Origin of the sequence: Aquisalibacillus elongatus, assembly GCF_003843875.1 — a bacterium.
In the GTDB taxonomy this organism is placed as follows: domain Bacteria; phylum Bacillota; class Bacilli; order Bacillales; family Alkalibacillaceae; genus Aquisalibacillus; species Aquisalibacillus elongatus.
The window spans coordinates 1-18,981 of record NZ_RKRF01000015.1; the positions used below are offsets into that span (position 1 = coordinate 1).

At 38.7% G+C, this 18,981-nt stretch carries 20 protein-coding genes, 1 rRNA gene, 1 pseudogene and 1 other annotated feature; all 22 genes and pseudogenes read left to right on the forward strand.

Annotated features, from left to right (window positions below):
• Positions 1–94 (forward strand): 5S ribosomal RNA (gene rrf / locus EDC24_RS14585); the annotation flags it as partial.
• 239 nt (positions 95–333) lie between these two features.
• Complete coding sequence (locus EDC24_RS14590) at positions 334–1,026, forward strand: MgtC/SapB family protein (RefSeq protein ID WP_124223848.1); 693 nt, start codon at positions 334–336, stop codon at positions 1,024–1,026.
• Between the two features lie 216 nt (positions 1,027–1,242).
• Positions 1,243–1,707, forward strand: coding sequence for a CtsR family transcriptional regulator (locus EDC24_RS14595; RefSeq protein ID WP_124223850.1), 465 nt, complete (start codon positions 1,243–1,245; stop codon positions 1,705–1,707).
• Between the two features lie 15 nt (positions 1,708–1,722).
• On the forward strand, positions 1,723–2,259 hold the full coding sequence (mcsA, locus tag EDC24_RS14600; RefSeq protein ID WP_124223852.1) for a protein-arginine kinase activator protein McsA: 537 nt from the start codon (positions 1,723–1,725) through the stop codon (positions 2,257–2,259).
• Positions 2,259–3,323: a protein-arginine kinase McsB gene (gene mcsB, locus EDC24_RS14605; RefSeq protein ID WP_124223854.1), complete on the forward strand. Its 1,065-nt coding sequence runs from the start codon at positions 2,259–2,261 to the stop codon at positions 3,321–3,323. The genes mcsA and mcsB overlap by 1 nt, the downstream gene beginning before the upstream one ends.
• Positions 3,324–3,339: 16 nt before the next feature.
• On the forward strand, positions 3,340–5,793 hold the full coding sequence (clpC, locus tag EDC24_RS14610) for an ATP-dependent protease ATP-binding subunit ClpC (protein ID WP_124223856.1): 2,454 nt from the start codon (positions 3,340–3,342) through the stop codon (positions 5,791–5,793).
• 80 nt (positions 5,794–5,873) lie between these two features.
• A complete protein-coding gene (gene radA / locus EDC24_RS14615; RefSeq protein ID WP_124223858.1) occupies positions 5,874–7,250 on the forward strand; it encodes a DNA repair protein RadA in 1,377 nt (458 codons plus the stop codon).
• 195 nt (positions 7,251–7,445) lie between these two features.
• Complete coding sequence (locus EDC24_RS14620) at positions 7,446–8,531, forward strand: PIN/TRAM domain-containing protein (RefSeq protein ID WP_124223860.1); 1,086 nt, start codon at positions 7,446–7,448, stop codon at positions 8,529–8,531.
• Positions 8,532–8,637: 106 nt separating this feature from the next.
• Positions 8,638–9,291, forward strand: a pseudogene (gene ispD, locus EDC24_RS15345) (2-C-methyl-D-erythritol 4-phosphate cytidylyltransferase); the annotation flags it as partial.
• A gap of 45 nt (positions 9,292–9,336) precedes the next feature.
• Positions 9,337–9,816 carry a 2-C-methyl-D-erythritol 2,4-cyclodiphosphate synthase gene (ispF, locus tag EDC24_RS15350; RefSeq protein WP_245998219.1) on the forward strand — a complete coding sequence of 160 codons (480 nt, stop codon included), beginning with the start codon at positions 9,337–9,339 and terminating at the stop codon, positions 9,814–9,816.
• A 44-nt stretch (positions 9,817–9,860) separates the two neighbouring features.
• A complete protein-coding gene (gene gltX / locus EDC24_RS14630; protein WP_124223864.1) occupies positions 9,861–11,336 on the forward strand; it encodes a glutamate--tRNA ligase in 1,476 nt (491 codons plus the stop codon).
• Between the two features lie 35 nt (positions 11,337–11,371).
• Positions 11,372–11,581 (forward strand) — a binding site (T-box leader).
• Positions 11,582–11,658: 77 nt separating this feature from the next.
• Positions 11,659–12,342, forward strand: coding sequence for a serine O-acetyltransferase (cysE, locus tag EDC24_RS14635; protein WP_124223866.1), 684 nt, complete (start codon positions 11,659–11,661; stop codon positions 12,340–12,342).
• Positions 12,323–13,723, forward strand: a complete 1,401-nt coding sequence (gene cysS / locus EDC24_RS14640) for a cysteine--tRNA ligase (protein ID WP_124223868.1) — start codon at positions 12,323–12,325, stop codon at positions 13,721–13,723. The genes cysE and cysS overlap by 20 nt, the downstream gene beginning before the upstream one ends.
• Positions 13,720–14,124 carry a Mini-ribonuclease 3 gene (locus tag EDC24_RS14645; RefSeq protein WP_124223870.1) on the forward strand — a complete coding sequence of 135 codons (405 nt, stop codon included), beginning with the start codon at positions 13,720–13,722 and terminating at the stop codon, positions 14,122–14,124. Before cysS ends, EDC24_RS14645 begins: the two co-directional genes overlap by 4 nt.
• Positions 14,124–14,861 (forward strand): 23S rRNA (guanosine(2251)-2'-O)-methyltransferase RlmB, encoded by a 738-nt coding sequence (rlmB, locus tag EDC24_RS14650; protein ID WP_124223872.1) that lies wholly within the window; start codon positions 14,124–14,126, stop codon positions 14,859–14,861. Before EDC24_RS14645 ends, rlmB begins: the two co-directional genes overlap by 1 nt.
• Before the next feature lie 5 nt (positions 14,862–14,866).
• Positions 14,867–15,376 (forward strand): NYN domain-containing protein, encoded by a 510-nt coding sequence (locus tag EDC24_RS14655; protein WP_124223874.1) that lies wholly within the window; start codon positions 14,867–14,869, stop codon positions 15,374–15,376.
• A gap of 80 nt (positions 15,377–15,456) precedes the next feature.
• Positions 15,457–16,107, forward strand: a complete 651-nt coding sequence (sigH, locus tag EDC24_RS14660) for an RNA polymerase sporulation sigma factor SigH (protein WP_124223875.1) — start codon at positions 15,457–15,459, stop codon at positions 16,105–16,107.
• A gap of 67 nt (positions 16,108–16,174) precedes the next feature.
• The gene (gene rpmG / locus EDC24_RS14665) at positions 16,175–16,321 is read left to right on the forward strand and encodes a 50S ribosomal protein L33 (protein WP_124223877.1); all 147 of its coding nucleotides are present in this window, start codon (positions 16,175–16,177) and stop codon (positions 16,319–16,321) included.
• A 32-nt stretch (positions 16,322–16,353) separates the two neighbouring features.
• Entirely contained in the window at positions 16,354–16,521 is a 168-nt protein-coding gene (gene secE, locus EDC24_RS14670) for a preprotein translocase subunit SecE (RefSeq protein WP_124223878.1), read from the forward strand.
• A 204-nt stretch (positions 16,522–16,725) separates the two neighbouring features.
• Complete coding sequence (gene nusG / locus EDC24_RS14675) at positions 16,726–17,259, forward strand: transcription termination/antitermination protein NusG (RefSeq protein WP_124223880.1); 534 nt, start codon at positions 16,726–16,728, stop codon at positions 17,257–17,259.
• A gap of 141 nt (positions 17,260–17,400) precedes the next feature.
• The gene (gene rplK / locus EDC24_RS14680; protein ID WP_148087085.1) at positions 17,401–17,826 is read left to right on the forward strand and encodes a 50S ribosomal protein L11; all 426 of its coding nucleotides are present in this window, start codon (positions 17,401–17,403) and stop codon (positions 17,824–17,826) included.
• Between the two features lie 441 nt (positions 17,827–18,267).
• Positions 18,268–18,966 (forward strand): 50S ribosomal protein L1, encoded by a 699-nt coding sequence (gene rplA, locus EDC24_RS14685; RefSeq protein ID WP_124223884.1) that lies wholly within the window; start codon positions 18,268–18,270, stop codon positions 18,964–18,966.
• Positions 18,967–18,981 lie beyond the last annotated feature (15 nt).

Consider the following 18,981-nt stretch of genomic DNA (forward strand, 5'->3'; position numbering starts at 1 on the left):
TCACACCTGTTCCCATGCCGAACACAGCAGTTAAGCTCTCTAGCGCCGATGGTAATTGGGGTGTTTCCCCTGTGAGAGTAGGACGCTGCCGGGCAAATTACAACCAAGAAGACTAATCTTCTTGGTTTTTTTGTAGCCTATTCTAATGAGAGTTTCATTTTTTAGCACTCAACACATTAATTTAAGCAGCCACAAATCACTCTTACTATCAATTAGAATAATCCATTATTTAAGTAACATAGAAGCATTGGTATAATTAATAACATTAATCTTTAAAATCAATCATTTATAATATAAGGTCATTATATGATTTAAAAAGGGAGGGGGATAGGTATGGATCAAGTAAGTGAATTTTTAGGTGACGATTTTGATGTTATGCTTATTCGAATATTATTAGCGACCATTTTATGTGGGTTAATTGGTTTTGAGCGTGAACTTAAAAAACACTCTGCAGGTTTTAGAACTCATATATTAGTAGGTGTAGGTTCTTGTCTGATGATGCTTTTATCCATTTACGGTTTTGATCACTTAATTGATAATTATGATAATATTCGATTTGATCCTGCCAGAATTCCCTCATACGTTATAAGTGGGATAGGTTTTCTAGGTGCAGGAACGATTATGGTACACGGTGTCACTATTCGAGGTTTAACTACGGCAGCCTCTATTTGGACTGTTGCTGGAATTGGCTTAGTTATTGGGGCAGGGATGTATTCCTTAGCAATTTTGGTTACGACTGTTGTGTTATTAAGTCTAATCTTCTTAAACTCATGGGAACGATTATTTACAAAAGGTAAATCTGAAAACTTCATTCATTTAATTGCGAGTAAAGAAGTGCATATAGCGACAATTTTCAATATCTTTGACCATTACTCGTTAGTGATTAAACGACTCGAGATTGAAAGTGAAAGTTTAGATCAGAGGAACATTTATATTGAGCTTGAGAAAAATCAAGAATTTGATCGCAATGATATTTTAGATGAAGTTAGCAAAATTGAACATGTCACCTATATTTATGAACGTTAAAACTTTCATGGGGAGCCCCATGAAAGTTTTTTTATACGTGTAGTTATTGGTAAATAAGGTTAAACCATATAGTAAAGGAAACAAAAAGAGTTTTAAGCAAAATGATTTGCAACAAACTAAATTGTGAGTATAATAAAAGTATAGTCAAAGATAGTCAAAGTCAAAATTATTTCTTTGACCTTTTGACATTTCGAATGCAGAGGGAGGGATGGGCGATTGAGAAATATATCTGATATTATTGAATCTTACCTCAAGGAGGTTATTCAATCGAGTAATAGTGATGTTGTAGAAATCAAACGAAGTGAAATCGCCGATCGTTTCGAATGTGTACCTTCGCAAATTAACTATGTTATTAATACAAGGTTTACTGTTGAAAAAGGATACTTTGTAGAAAGCAAACGAGGCGGAGGCGGATATATTCGAATTATGCGTATCCGACCGAAGTCAAAGAAGGAATTAGTCGATGAAATCCTTATGCTGAGTGGGAAACAATTAACTCAACAATCAAGCATAGATTATATTGAACGCTTATGGGAAGAGGGTATCATAACAGGCAGAGAAGCAAAGTTAATGTCTAAAATTATGCATAGGGATATTTTATCTTTACCTTTACCCATGCGAGATGAATTAAGGGCTAAGATTTTCAGAGAGTTCTTAATGACCATTAAAATTTATGATTAATGGAGGGGTGGAATAATGAATTGCCAACGTTGTCAAGAACGCGAAGCAACTGTTCATTATACACAAGTGATCAATGGCCAAAAAACTGAAATCCACCTTTGTGAACAGTGTGCTGAACAAGAAGGCTACATGAATTTTTCTAACGATAATTTATCCATTCATCAGTTATTAACGAGTATGTTTCCGTTTGATCAGAACGTTAATCAAAAACAGTCTGTTCAAACAACGCATCGATTAACGTGTGATCGTTGCGGAACTACTTACCAGGAATTTAGAAACCGTGGTAAGTTTGGATGCAGTCATTGTTATCTTGCTTTTGAATCTTATTTAAACCCTATTTTTAGGCGTGTTCATAGTGGAAATACGAAACATGTCGGAAAGATTCCGAAACGTATCGGAGGAAACCTTCATAAACAACGCGAATTAGAACAATTACAGAATAATCTTCAACAGTTAATCCATGACGAAGCATTTGAAGAGGCTGCACAAGTCCGTGATGAGATTCGTCAGTTGAAGGAAGATTTAAATGAAAACAAGGGCGGTGATGCATAATGTCATTACAGAACTTTATTAATGATGCAATCAGTCCTTGGTTAAACACTGAGGGTGTCGACAATGATATTGTCTTGAGTAGTCGGATTAGGTTGGCTCGGAATTTTGAGCAGGTTCCGTTTCCGACAAGCGGTCAAGAAGACGCCTTAACTAAAGTATTAGAGTACATGGAACAAGAATTTGATCAACAATCCTATGAAGACTTTAAACAATTTCAACTAGTTAAAATGAACAATTTAAAACCGATTGAAAAACGCGTTTTAGTTGAAAAACATTTAATCAGTCCGGAATTGAGTGATAAAGACCAAACGGGAGCTGCTTTAATTTCAAAAAATGAGCAAGCATCTGTGATGGTCAATGAGGAAGATCATTTAAGAATTCAACTATATTATCCAGGATTTGAACTAACCAAAGCATTAGAGAAAGCTCAAGAATTGGATAATTGGTTTGAAGATAAAATTCATTATGCGTTTGATGAGAATAGAGGTTATTTGACTAGCTGTCCGACAAATGTCGGTACTGGGTTAAGGGCATCCGTCATGATGCATTTACCCGCGCTATCGATGACAAACCAAATGAATAATCTCATACCTGAGATCAATAAGCTCGGGTTAGTTGTAAGAGGCATTTATGGTGAAGGTAGTGAGGCTTTAGGTCAGCTATATCAGATCTCGAATCAAATTACGTTAGGCAAATCTGAAGAAGATATTGTAGAAGACTTAAAAAGTGTTGTACAACAAGTTATTGAAAATGAACGACGTGCGCGTGATTGGATTATGGAGCAATTGGGAATACAGTTAGAAGATAGGATTTTTAGATCCTACGGTATTTTATCTAACTGTCGAATTATACAATCCAAAGAAGCAGCCAAATGTTTATCAGATGTAAGACTAGGCATTGATTTAGGTTTAATTAAAAACGTTTCAAAAACGATTTTAAATGAACTTATGGTCTTAACACAGCCAGCATTTTTACAACAATATGCAAAGAAAACATTAGGCCCTAATGAACGTGATGTTTTTCGAGCAAATTTAATTAGGGAAAGATTGCAATTAGAAAATTAAAAGGAGGTCAAACGCTATGATGTTTGGAAGGTTTACAGAACGAGCTCAAAAAGTATTAGCCCTTTCGCAAGAAGAAGCAATTCGCTTAGGGCATAACAATATAGGAACAGAGCATATTTTACTTGGTTTAGTGAAAGAAGGAGAAGGTATTGCAGCGAAAGCCTTACAATCCTTAAATGTAACAGCAGACCAAATTCAACAGGAAGTTGAGCAACTAATCGGTCGTGGTCAAAATACATCACAACAGATACATTACACTCCACGCGCTAAGAAAGTGATAGAGCTTTCTATGGATGAAGCACGTAAGTTAAGCCATTCTTATGTTGGCACAGAACACATTTTACTTGGGTTAATTCGCGAAGGAGAAGGTGTTGCTGCACGTGTCTTTAATAACTTAGGAATAAGCTTAAATAAAGCACGTCAGCAAGTGCTTCAGTTACTCGGCAGTAATGAATCGACTTCAAATCAACGTGGCGGTCAAAAGCAACCCAGTAATGCGAATACGCCGACGTTAGACTCATTAGCACGTGATCTAACATCAGTGGCACGTGATGGTGGCATTGACCCAGTGATTGGACGTAGTAAAGAAATTGAACGTGTCATTCAAGTCTTAAGCCGTCGCCGTAAAAATAACCCGGTTCTAATCGGTGAGCCCGGTGTAGGTAAGACTGCTATCGCAGAAGGTTTAGCACAACAAATTGTTAACAATGAAGTGCCTGAAATTTTACGCGATAAACGTGTTATGACACTCGATATGGGTACCGTTGTTGCGGGTACGAAATACCGAGGTGAATTTGAAGATCGTTTGAAGAAAGTGATGGAAGAAATTCGCCAAGCTCGAAACATTATCTTATTTATCGATGAGCTTCATACACTTATTGGTGCTGGTGGTGCAGAAGGTGCTATTGATGCATCGAATATTTTAAAACCAGCTTTAGCACGTGGTGACTTGCAATGTATTGGTGCAACCACACTAGATGAATATCGTAAATACATTGAAAAAGACGCCGCTCTTGAGCGTCGTTTCCAACCCATTCAAGTGGATGAACCTACAAAAGAAGAATCTAAAAGCATTTTAGAAGGATTACGCGATAGTTATGAAGCGCACCATCGTGTAACAATCTCAGATGAAGCAATCGATGCCGCCGTTAGGTTATCTGATCGTTATATCACGGACCGTTTCTTACCAGATAAGGCCATAGATTTAATTGATGAAGCGGGATCTCGTGTGCGTTTACGTAATTACACGGCACCACCTAATTTAAAAGAGTTAGAGCAAAAGCTTGAAGAAGTGAAAAAAGAAAAAGATGCAGCCGTACAAAGCCAAGAGTTTGAAAAAGCAGCTTCTTTACGTGATAAAGAACAGAAATTGAAAGATGAATTAGATCAAACGAAAAACCAATGGAAAGAAAAGCAAGGTCAAGAAAACTCCGAAGTCACCATTGATGATATTACACACGTAGTATCAACATGGACTGGAGTTCCAGTTTCTAAATTAGCTAAAGATGAAACAGATCGTCTATTAAATCTTGAAGAAACGCTACACGACCGTGTGATTGGTCAGGATGAAGCAGTTAAAGCAGTCTCAAAAGCTATTCGCCGTGCGCGTGCAGGACTTAAAGATCCGAAGCGTCCAATTGGTTCATTTATCTTCTTAGGTCCAACAGGTGTTGGTAAAACAGAACTTGCACGTGCGTTAGCCACGTCAATGTTCGGTGATGAAGATGCGATGATTCGAATTGATATGTCTGAGTACATGGAAAAACACTCGACGTCACGCTTAGTTGGTTCACCTCCAGGATATGTTGGTTATGACGAAGGTGGCCAATTAACAGAAAAAGTTCGAACTAAACCTTATTCCGTCATCTTATTAGATGAAATTGAAAAGGCGCATCCGGATGTCTTTAATATTTTACTACAAGTATTAGAAGACGGACGCTTAACAGACTCTAAAGGTCGAGTCGTTGATTTCCGTAATACAGTACTCATTATGACATCGAACGTTGGGGCACATGAGTTACGTCGTCAGAAATACGTTGGTTTTACTATGGATGATAATCAAAAAGATTATAAAGAAATGAAATCTAAGATTATGGAAGAGCTTAAGAAAGCCTTCCGTCCAGAGTTCTTAAACCGACTTGATGAAACCATTGTGTTCCATTCACTTGAACAGAAACACATTAAAGAAATTGTTCGACTAATGATAAAACAATTACAAGACCGTTTATCTGACTCTGAGATTTCCTTTACGTTATCTGAGAAAGCCATCGATCAAATTACAGATGAAGGAATGGACTTAGAGTACGGTGCTCGTCCTTTAAGACGTTCCATTCAGAAAAACGTAGAAGACTTCTTGTCAGAAGAGTTATTAAAAGGTAATGTTAAAGCAGGTCAAACGGTAGAAATAGATGTAAATGACGACGGCGAATTTTATGTGGCTTCAGTAAAAGAATTAGAAACTTCTGAGTAAGATGCAAGCAGCCGGTGATCATTCGCCGGCTGCTTTGTTTATGCAGAGAGACTAAGATTTAGACAAGGAGAGGTAACCTTATGGCAAAAACAAAAGTCGTTTTCTTTTGTCAGGAGTGCGGGACTGAATCACCTAAATGGTTGGGGAAATGTCCAGGTTGTCAGCAATGGAATACGATGGTTGAAGAGAAAATTAGACCTGCCTCAAAAGGGCAGAACCAAGCAGCCAGCTCGGTGACATCAAAACGGAAGAGCAAACCAAGCGCCATTAATAACATCACATCTCAAGAAGAAAAACGTATTACGACCTATATGGATGAATTTAACCGCGTATTAGGTGGCGGGATTGTCCCAGGGTCTCTTGTTTTAATCGGTGGTGACCCGGGTATTGGTAAATCAACCTTACTCTTACAAGTATCATCACAACTAGCAGCGAAAAGCCTAGAAGTGTTATACGTCTCGGGAGAAGAATCAGAAAAACAAACAAAATTACGAGCCGATCGTTTAAATATTAGTGAAGACAAGCTATATATTATGGCTGAAACGAATATAGATGACATTATAGATGCTGTTGAAGAAATGGAGCCTTCATTTGTTGTCATTGACTCGATTCAAACAATCTATCATGAAGGTGTCACGTCTGCACCAGGCTCTGTCTCACAAGTCCGGGAGTGCACCGGCACACTAATGAAGTTAGCGAAAACAAAAGGAATACCAATTTTTATTGTTGGTCATGTGACGAAGGAAGGTTCCATTGCCGGGCCTAGATTACTTGAACATATGGTCGATTCAGTCTTGTACTTTGAGGGTGAACAACATCATACGTTTAGAATTGTTCGAGGTGTAAAAAACCGTTTTGGAAGCACGCACGAAATGGGGATTTTTGAGATGAAAGAAGAAGGGTTAGTTGAGGTCAGTAATCCTTCTGAAATCTTTTTAGAGGAACGCTCACAAGGTGTTGCAGGATCAACGGTTGTGGCGTCTATGGAAGGCACAAGACCGATGTTAGTAGAAATACAGGCGTTAATTTCACCTACGCAATTTGGTAATTCAAGACGAATGGCAACGGGACTAGACCACAACCGGGTACCATTACTCATGGCCGTATTGGAAAAAAGAGCTGGGCTTCTGCTTCAAAATCAAGATGCCTACGTTAAAGTTGCTGGTGGTGTAAAATTAGATGAACCTGCCATTGATTTAGCGGTAGCAATAAGTATTGCCTCAAGTTTCCGAGATCAGGCGACAAAACCAGACGATGTATTTATCGGTGAAGTAGGTCTAACAGGTGAAGTAAGACGTGTCGCTAGAATTGAACAACGGGTTCAAGAAGCTAGTAAACTTGGGTTTAAGCGAATTATCTTACCGAATAAAAATTTATCGGGGTTTAAAGCACCAGACGGGATCGAACTCATTGGCGTAGATTCAGTACACGACGCGCTTAAGGCTGGATTAGAGTAATATGTGTACAAAATATGAATATTTATAACAATTATTATTTGTAACACAATTGACATAAAGTAATTTTGGTGTTAAACTAATATATTATTTTATTTTGACGACATGTTCTGTGCGTGTTAAAATTTAGTAAAAGCAAAGCCGTTAGTTATGGATTTTTTGAAAGTTGGTAAAGCTAGGTTTAGGAGGTGAGAACAATTGTTGAATAAAATTTTGCAATTATTGTTTATAATCGCTGGTGGAACTTTAGGTTTTTTATATTTTCCAGATCTTTTAAGCGTTTGGGATGTTGGTGAAAAGGCTTTATATCCGTATGTAGGATTGATATTAGGTGCTATTATATTTTTTATTATGTCATTTTGGCTAGTGGATTATATCGTTGATTTTCTAAAAATCATAGAAGAGAAACTAGTGAAAGCGCCAGTAGCAGATTTATTGTTTGGAAGTTTAGGACTTATTGTTGGTTTAATCATTGCATTTTTAGTAAATACCTATCTTCAAGATATGGGGATTCCAATTGTATCTGATGTGTTACCGGTGTTTATTACAGTTATTTTAGGTTATTTAGGGTTCCAAGTTGGGTTTAAGCGTCGTAATGAATTTCTCGGTTTAATTAATGTGCCGAAAAAAGAATCAAAGCCGAAAGATGAGCTTGAGGACGTTAAATCCTCTTCTATAAAACCGAAAATATTAGATACGAGTGTCATAATCGATGGTCGAATCGCTGATATTTGTGATACGAAGTTTTTAGAAGGAACGATTGTTATTCCGCACTTCGTATTAGAAGAGTTACAGCATATTGCGGATTCTTCAGATGTCTTAAAGCGTAACCGTGGTCGTCGAGGACTTGATATTTTAAATCGACTTCAAAAAGAATCACAAATCGATGTGCAAATCTATGAAGGTGACTTTGATGATATTTCAGAGGTCGATAGTAAGTTAGTTAAGCTGACGAAACTATTAGACGGTGTTCTTGTAACTAACGATTATAATTTAAACAAAGTTTCTGAGTTTCAGAATGTCACCGTATTAAATATTAACGATTTAGCAAATGCGGTTAAACCGATTGTGCTACCTGGTGAAGAAATGGATGTTCAAGTCATTAAAGCCGGCAAAGAGGAAAAACAAGGTGTGGCATATTTAGATGACGGTACGATGATTGTCGTTGAAGACGGTAAAGGTTTTATTGGAGATACGATTGATGTCATTGTCACAAGTGTTTTACAAACGTCTGCTGGCAGAATGATTTTTGCTAAGCCAAAAGCACTTGAGAAAGCTCAATAATTATGAGTAAAATAAAGGTTGATGCTAACCATTTGATCGTAAACAATGAATGGCAGTGTCAACCTTTTGTTTTGTAAAGACTTACGCTCAGTTCCAGGAGGTTCTAATGTCTGAATATCAAGTGATCGTCCTTGCAGCTGGTCAAGGCAAGCGAATGAAAGCCGGTAAAAACAAACAATTAATTCAAATAGATAATCGAACGATCATTGAACATACATTACAAGTGTTTGAACAAGATACATGGTGTCAGTCAATATATGTCGTCGTTCACCCCAATGAATTAGATCTTATGCAAGATTTATTGAGGGGGAAATTCACAAAGGTTAAAAAATTTGTGGAAGGTGGTCAAGAACGACAAGACAGTGTTAGACAAGGCTTTTTAAGTCTAGATGATGAAATGGTGACGTTTGTTCATGATGGAGCAAGACCGTTTGTTACAGAAACAGAGCTCCATCAATTGTATGAAGCCACTAAAATAAATGGAGCGGCCTTCTTAGGTGTTCCGGTAACAGACACAGTCAAACAAATCAATAATGGTCGCGTGACGACACTAGACCGAAGTAAGCTTGTAGCTGCACAAACACCACAGGCTTTTACATATGAATGGCTAAAAAAGGCACACGAAAATGCTTTTGAAAAACAGCTGTATGCAACTGATGACGTTGCACTGTTAGAATATTTAAACCTGCAACCAAAAGTAGTTTATGGCAATCACCAAAATTTCAAAATTACAAATCCTGAGGATATACAAAAAGCTCAAAATATGCTACAAATAAATAGGTCAGAAGATAAGGAGGCGCAATCATTGTTCCGAATTGGACAAGGTTTTGATGTGCATCAATTAGTTGAAGGGCGTCCTTGTATCATCGGAGGCATTGAAATTCCTTATGAAAAAGGGCTTAAAGGCCACTCAGATGCGGACGTTTTATTACATACCATTGCTGATGCAGCATTAGGAGCCATTGGCGAAGGTGATATAGGTAAGCATTTTCCAGACACGGACCCAACGTATAAAGATTTTGATTCAAAGGAATTGTTAACAGATGTATGGAAAATGGTGCAAGATCAAGGCTATGAATTAGGTAATGTGGATTGTACTGTTATTGCACAAGCCCCTAAAATGGCGCCATACATTGATGAAATCAGATATCAAGTTGCTAAATTGCTAGATGCGGACGTTTCATTAGTTAATGTAAAAGCGACAACAACTGAAAAACTAGGTTTCACAGGTCGTAAAGAAGGCATCGCAGCACAGGCAACAATTTTAATACAACGTAAGTCATAATAGGTGTACAATATAATTGTTAAGAACGGAAAGGAGCTTTTTTCATGACAGATCAAAAAGTACGTGTTCGTTATGCACCGAGTCCGACAGGTCATTTGCATATCGGAAATGCTAGGACAGCATTATTTAACTATTTATTTGCCAGAAGTACGGATGGTGAGTTTATTATTCGTATTGAAGATACAGATCAAAAACGTAATGTTGAAGGTGGCGACTTAAGCCAGCTTAAATACCTTAAGTGGTTAGGCATCGATTGGGATGAAAGTGTTGATGTCGGAGGAGACTATGGTCCATATCGCCAAATGGATCGTTTAGATATTTACCAGAAATACGCGAATGAGTTATTAGATCGTGGTTTAGCTTATAAATGTTATATGACGGAAGAAGAATTAGAAGCTGAGCGTGAAGAGCAGCGTGCTAAAGGCCAGGTTCCAATGTATTCAGGTGCTCACCGTGAATTAACAGAGGATCAAATAAAGGCGTTTGAAGCAGAAGGTCGTAAGCCGTCTGTTCGCGTTCGTGTGCCAGACAAAGACACGTATCAGTTTCAGGATATTGTAAAAGGTGACATCACGTTTGAATCCAGTGATTTTGGTGACTGGGTCATTATGAAAAAAGATGGTACGCCGACTTATAACTTTGCCGTTGCTGTCGACGATCACTTAATGAAAATTACACACGTTCTTCGTGGTGAAGACCATATTTCAAATACACCAAAACAAATGATGATCTATCGTGCATTTGATTGGGAAGTACCGACGTTTGCACATATGACGTTAATCGTTAATGAACAACGTAAGAAGTTAAGTAAGCGTGATGAGGCAATTATTCAGTTTATTGAACAATATGAAGAACTTGGCTATTTACCGGAAGCACTATTTAACTTTATTGCACTATTAGGCTGGTCTCCAAAAGGAGAAGAAGAACTATTTTCTAAAGATGAATTCATTGAGATATTTGACCCAGAGCGTCTTTCAACATCACCAGCTGTCTTTGATACAGGCAAACTTAAGTGGATGAATAACCAATATATTAAGTCAAGCTCACTGGAGCGTGTGATTGACTTAACCATTCCGCATTTAGTTGAAGCTGGTAAAGTAGATGAGAATGTTTCAGGTGAAGATCGCAAATGGGTTGAAGAATTGATTTCTTTATATAAAGAACAGTTGAATTACGGAGCAGAAATTGTCGAGCTAACAGAGTTGTTCTTTAAAGAGGAAATCGAATATGGCGAAGGTGAAATGGAAGTGTTAAAACAAGATCATGTTCCGAACATGCTAAGCCATTTCCAAATTGAAATCAGTCAGATGGAAGAGTTCACACCAGAGAATATTAAAGCTGCAATTAAATCAACACAAAAAACAACTGGCATTAAGGGTAAAAAGCTCTTCATGCCAATTCGTGTAGCTGTAACAGGGCAACAACATGGGCCGGAACTACCGAACGCCATTCACTTATTAGGGCAGCGCACAGTTATTAATCGTTTAAATAAAATTGTTGGCGAGTTAAATCATTCGTAACAAATAGCTAAATTCGTATATAATAAAATATATATACTAAAACGTTGATGAGGAGAAGTAGAAACCTTAGTCTAATCACAGAGAGAGCTACGCAGCTGAGAGTAGCTTTTAGGCAGGGTTTTGAAATGCACCTCAGAGTCTTCGCCCGAACGAGAAGTACGGTGAAGCGGGTAGCGCTCGTTAACAGCTTGAAGTGAGAGGATGATCCTCTAAGCAGAGTGGGACCGCGTTCAAGCGTCTCTGTCTACCTAGGTAGGCGGAGGCGTTTTTTTATATTATTCTCGCGTTTGACCCTAAATACGAAGTCAGAGGAGGGGTAAACATGATTAAGTTTTTTAAACTGCTAAAAGAAGACTTAGATGTCGTTTTTGGTCAGGATCCAGCTGCAAGAAATCGATTTGAAGTCATGCTAACTTATTCCGGCGTTCATGCCGTTTGGGCTCACCGTGTAGCTCACGGTTTTTATAAACGAAAACTTTATTTTCTTGCCCGGGTTATATCTCAATTCAGTCGTTTCTTAACGGGGATTGAAATTCATCCAGCAGCCAAAATCGGTCGACGGTTTTTCATCGATCATGGAATGGGTGTTGTAATCGGCGAGACGTGCGAAATTGGTGATAACTGTACGATTTATCAAGGGGTAACCTTAGGTGGTACTGGAAAAGAAGGTGGAAAACGCCACCCGACATTAAAGGATAATGTATTAGTAGCTGCAGGAGCTAAGGTATTAGGCTCCATTACCATTGGTGAGTGGGGAAAAATCGGCGCAGGATCCGTTGTTTTAAAAGATGTGCCTGATAATTCTACAGTGGTAGGTATCCCTGGTCAAGTGGTCGTCCAAAATGGTGTCAAAGTGAAAAAAGAACATAAAGACTTAGAACACCATAAACTACCTGATCCAGTAGCGGAAAAATGTGATTTATTAGAATCAAGGATTGAAGATTTACAAAAAGAACTTAGCCGTTTGAGAGGAGTGGAAAACCGAGATGACGATCAAGCTTTATAATACACTAACAAGGCAAAAAGAAGATTTCGAAACGATTGAAGACGGAAAGGTCAAGATGTATGTTTGTGGTCCGACTGTTTACAACTACATTCATGTCGGAAATGCGAGACCAGCCATTGTGTTTGATACCGTTCGTCGTTTTCTAGAGTACCGTGGCTATGATGTGATCTACGTTCTAAACTTTACTGATGTGGATGATAAGCTTATTAAGGCCGCTAATGAATTGAATGATGAAGTGCCGAATATAGCAGAGCGTTTCATACAAGCATACAAAGAAGATGTTGCAAAATTAAATGTTAAAGAAGCAGTGCATCATCCAAGAGTGACAGAAACGATGGATGACATTATCGAATTTATTGAGCAATTGATAGACAAAGGATATGCATACGAAGCGGATGGTGATGTTTATTTTAAGACCCGCTCATTCGGTGAGTATGGTAAACTGTCACACCAGTCGATTGATGAGTTAAGGTCGGGTGCTCGTATTCAAGTAGGTGAAAAGAAAGAAGATCCGATTGATTTCGCTTTATGGAAAGAAGCGAAACCTGGTGAAATCGCTTGGGATAGTCCTTGGGGTAAAGGTCGTCCAGGTTGGCACATTGAATGCTCAGCTATGGCGAAAAAGTATTTAGGCGAGACGATCGACATACATGCAGGTGGCCAGGATTTATCGTTTCCACACCATGAAAATGAAATTGCTCAATCTGAAAGCCATAATGATACGACATTTGCGAATTACTGGCTACACAATGGCTACATCCAAATCGAAAATGAAAAAATGTCTAAGTCTCTCGGTAACTTCATCCTAGTTCATGATCTAGTTGAAAAGCATGATCCGAATGTGGTTCGTTTCTTCATGTTAAGCGTCCACTACCGAAATCCGATTAACTTTAGTGATGAATTATTATCTGAAGCTAAAAATAGTTACGAGCGATTAAAAACGGCTTATCAAAACCTGCAGCACCGAAAAACGGCAAGCTTAAACTTAGCTGATGATAATGAAGAATGGAAAGAGAAGGTTAAAGATTTAAAACAACGCTTCATTAATGAAATGAGTGATGATTTTAATACCGCTAATGCGATTTCCGTTTTATTTGAACTAGCGAAAGAAGCCAATATTTATACACAACAAAAGCAGACATCAACTGACGTTATTGACTTATTTGCTGATACGTTTGAAGAATTAACTACAGTGTTAGGGTTCTCGATAGAGGCTGTTGAAATTGATGAAGATAATGAAATTGATCAGTTAATTGAGGAACGTAATCAAGCGAGAAAAGACCGCAACTTTAGTCGAGCGGATGAGATTAGAGATGAGTTGAAAGAGCGAGGTATTATTTTAGAAGATACGCCTCAAGGAACGAGATGGAAAAGGGTATGAGTTCAACAAAAGATGTCAAACAAATGAAAAGCCTGGCACTCGCTTATATGGGAGATGCGGTTTATGAACAGTATGTCAGAGAATATGTGATACGGCAAGGTGAAGTAAAGCCACAGAAGTTACACGACCAAGCCGTATCCTTTGTCTCAGCTGATGCCCAAGCCTATGCTTTAATGCGGTTACAAGAAGCTGAGTTATTGACCGATGAAGAACAAGCCGTGGTAAGACGAGGGCGAAATGCGAAGAGCAACATCCCGAAAAGTACTGATGGACAAACTTATCGACTAAGTACCGCTTTTGAAGCATTACTTGGCTATTTGTATTTTAGTGATCAATATGACAGGTTAGATGAACTAGTCACTTATGCTATACAAGATTTAGAAGAAAGGAGAGGGTCGTAATGCAAGAAGAATGGATTATGGGAAAGAACCCTGTGAGTGAAGCCCTTAAGTCTGGGCGTCCAATTAATAAAATTCTCATTCTTGAATCTATGGAGTCGCGCGCGCAATCTCCAATTATGAAACTTGCGAAACAACATGACGTATTAGTTCAAAAGGTCCCAAAACAAAAATTAGATCAAGTAGGTAACCACCACCAAGGAGTAGCAGCCTCAGTCGCGGCTTATGAATACGCGGAAATAGATGACCTATTGGCTAAAGCAAATGAGAAGCAAGAAGCTCCTTTCTTTTTACTGTTAGATGAATTAGAAGACCCAAGAAACTTAGGCTCTATTATGCGTACGGCCGATGCTGTTGGTGCTCATGGCATCATTATTCCAAAACGCCGTTCCGTTCAACTAACCCAAACGGTTGCTAAAGCATCAACGGGTGCCATCGAATATATACCAGTCGCTAGAGTAACGAACATGAATCAGACCATCGAGCGTCTTAAACAAGAAGGGATTTGGGTTGTTGGTACAGATGCAAAAGGAGAGCATGATTACCGTGAAATTGACTATGATATGCCGCTTGCGTTAGTAGTTGGAAGTGAAGGAAAAGGCATTAGTCGCTTAGTGTTGAAAAACTGTGATTGGCTCATTCGTCTGCCAATGCGAGGGAAGGTTACATCATTAAATGCCTCTGTGTCTGCAAGTCTTCTTATGTATGAAGTTTATCGTAACCGGTTTCCCGTTGGGTGATCGCGATGATTGTTTTAGTAGTAGATGGTTACAACATGATTGGCGATTGGCCTGAGTTACGTGACTTAAAAGATTACCAACTTGAAGAAGCGCGCGCCAAGTTAATTGAAATGATGGCTGAATATCAAGCTTATACAGGCTATCAAGTCATTATTGTATTTGATGCCTACGATGTTAAAGGTACAGAAAATAGGAAAACAGAACACCGTTTGGAAATTATTTTTACTAAAGAAAATGAAACCGCTGATGAACGAATCGAAAAGCTGGTTAAAGAAGTCATGAATGTACGGACGAAAGTTTATGTAGCAACATCGGATTTTACGGAACAATGGACGATTTTCTCGAAAGGTGCTTTACGTAAATCCGCAAGAGAGTTGTTGCTTGAAGTTCGTGATATTCATTCAGAAATTAAGCAAGACGTTGAAGAACACCAAGTTTATCAACCAAAATCAAGGATCCCCTTAAGTGATGATGTTTTAAAACAGTTTGAAAAATGGCGACGAGGCGACAAATAATTCCATAGCAGTTGACTGAAAATTCACAATTCCTGTATAATAACGGTATATTTCAGCGTCGGCTGTTGGGGGGATCTGACATGAGTCACAACGAAGATCAGAATAGACAGAGAAGTTGGTCAGAGCTGGAGGACGAAGAAGTCGTCAAGTACGTGCATGAAGGAGAGGTACAAGCTCTGGATTATTTAATTAATAAGTACAGGAGCTTTGTGCGGGCTAAGGCTCGTACATATTTTCTCATTGGAGCGGATCGAGAGGATATCGTACAAGAAGGTATGATTGGCTTGTATAAGGCTATTCGTGATTTTCAATCGGACAAGTTGTCGTCCTTTAAAGCATTTGCTGAACTGTGCGTGACGAGACAAATTATCACGGCAATCAAAACGGCGACTCGACAAAAGCACATACCTCTAAACTCCTATGTATCGTTAGACAAGCCTATTTACGATGAAGAGTCTGACCGTACTCTGTTAGATGTGATTGCAGAACATGATACGTCAGATCCTGAAAAGCTAATGGTAGACCGAGAAAAATACGTTGATATGGAAGGGAAAATGGAGGAGTTGCTCAGTGAGTTGGAACGAGAAGTTCTCCACCTTTATTTGGACGGGCAATCCTACCAAGAAATTTCACTTCAACTAAACCGCCATGTGAAATCAATTGACAATGCCTTACAACGAGTGAAGCGTAAGTTAGAGCGTCACCTTTCAGTCAGTGAACTCACCTACTAAATACCATTGACACGCTTTTTAGAACGTGGTACATTATTGAAAGTGATAAAAGAGAAAGAGGATTGTCATGCGTAAAAAAGTTGTGCTAGCATGTACGGTTTGTAATGGACGTAACTATGCAACCGAAAAGAAACAACACAGTTCTGAACGAATCGAGACCAAAAAGTATTGCAAACGATGTGCCCAGCACACATTACATCGTGAAACAAAATAGATGCTATGCTTAGGTGTTAAGGGGGACATGCAGTGTTTAAATTCTTGAAAGATGTTAATCGTGAAATGCAAAAGGTCAGTTGGCCTAAAGGAAACGAATTAACAAAATATACGATTATTGTTATTTTGACTGTGTTAGCCATATCTGTTTTCTTCACAGTTGTTGACTTAGGGATAACACAAATTTTAGAGTGGTTGTAATTTATTTTGGAATTATATAAAATGTGAAATGTGATATAATGATAGAAGAGAAAAACCCGCATTAGCCGGGTTTTTTAATTTACCCAAAAAACGTGAAAACACCTGCTTTATATTATGTTTATGATCGTTGAGCTTTGTTGCCTAAACAAAAACAAAGTACAACGATTAGTAAGATTAGGAGGGAAGGTTTTTAAACCTAATACAATGGAAAAGAATTGGTATGTTGTACACACTTACTCTGGTTATGAAAACAGGGTCAAACTGAATTTAGAAAAACGGATTGAAACGATGGGGATGGAAGATAAAATTTTCCGTGTCATCGTGCCTGAAGAAGAGGAAACAGAAATTAAAAATGGCAAACGTAAAACATCCATGAAAAAGGTTTTCCCGGGTTATGTATTGGCTGAAATGATTATGACAGACGATTCATGGTTTGTTGTTCGTAATACACCCGGCGTTACCGGGTTCGTTGGCTCAACAGGACAAGGGGCAAAACCAACACCTTTATTCCCAGAAGAAGCTGAACGAATCTTGAAACAAATGGGCGTTAAAGATGAAGTTCAAGACTTTGACTTTGACTTAAAAGAAACAGTTAGCGTGACAGATGGTCCGTTTGCTAATTTTACAGGAACGGTTGAAAACATCGATATGGATAAACAAAAGGTCAAAGTTCACGTGAATATGTTCGGGCGTGAAACGCCAGTCGAACTAGATTTTACCCAAATCGAAAAATTATAGGATATCCCTTGCCAACTCAAGTAGATATATGCTAAAATTTCTATGTTTCTTATGGTCTGAATAAGATACATTTATAGAAATATTGAGTGGGAGGGGAAGATCCCCATTTACCACATCACGGACTTTAAGGAGGTGTGTCTCGTGGCTAAAAAAGTAATTAACGTTATAAAACTTCAGATTCCTGCTGGTAAAGCTAACCCGGCGCCACCAGTTGGTCCTGCATTAGGTCAAGCTGGTATCAACATCATGGGATTCTGTAAGGAATTTAATGCGCAAACACAAGAACAAGCAGGTACGATTATTCCCGTTGAAATTTCGGTTTATGAAGACCGTTCATTTACATTCGTAACGAAAACTCCACCTGCTGCTGTGTTACTTAAAAAAGCAGCTGGTATTGAATCAGGTTCTGGTGAGCCTCACGTTAATAAAGTAGGTTCTGTTAAACGCGAACAAGTTCGCGAAATTGCTGAAACAAAAATGCCTGATTTAAACGCTACTGATGTTGATTCAGCGATGCGTATGGTCGAAGGTACTGCACGCAGTATGGGACTTGATATTGAAGACTAATCCAGTTTAACTGGATTGAAGGCGGAGGGTTGCGAAGTAATTCGCAACCTTTGTTACGCCATTTTAATATTTGATTTATATTTGATTTATATTTCGGAAAACCTATAAATCAAAAGCATAGAGGCGAGCTCGTCGTAGTGAATGAAGCAAAGTTTTAGTAATAAATGGTCTTGTCTTGCTTTTGCGAGAAGTGACGAGCGCAAGGCGGCGACTCCAACGGGAACAGCACGAGCCGAAAATCACGCAAAGCGAAACGATAGTGAGCTTTGGGAAGTTGAGGCCGTGCCCGTGGAAAGCGTCCGCCGGTAGCGAAGTCACGTATTTCGGATTAGCAAAGCAACCCAAACAACTACGCCTCTGTCTTCGCCTAAAGGCTCGTATCAAACGAGTTTTCTTTAGTGGGAGGTCAAACCGTTAAAACCACAATGAGGAGGATTTGAAATGCCGAAGAAACGTAAAAAGTATCAAGAAGCGTTAAAGCTTGTTGATCGCAATAAAGCTTATGAAATTAACGAAGCCATTGAGGTAGTTAAAAAAGCTTCAACAGCTAATTTTGATGAAACAGTTGAAGCTGCTTTCCGTTTAGGAGTTGACCCTAAGAAAGCAGACCAACAAATCCGTGGCGCAATGGTTCTACCACACGGAACTGGTAAAACTCAGCGTGTTTTAGTTTTCGCTAAAGGAGATAAAGCGAAAGAAGCTGAAGCAGCTGGTGCAGATTATGTAGGAGATGAAGAGTACATCAACAAAATCAACCAAGGTTGGTTCGACTTTGATGTCGTTGTCGCAACTCCTGACATGATGGCGCAAGTTGGTAAACTTGGCCGTGTATTAGGACCTAAAGGTTTAATGCCGAACCCTAAAACTGGAACAGTTACTTTTGAAATTGAAAAAGCTGTTCAAGAAATTAAAGCAGGTAAGGTTGAATACCGTGTAGATAAAGCGGGTAACATCCATGTGCCAATTGGTAAAATCTCTTTTGATGATCAGAAGTTAGTAGAAAACTTCGATGCTCTTGCAGACACGTTAGTGAAAGCGAAGCCTCAATCATCAAAAGGTAAATATATGAGAAACTCTTCTGTTTCTTCTACAATGGGCCCTGGTGTTAAGGTCGATGTTTCACCTTATATGGGCAAATAATAAAAAGTATTGACA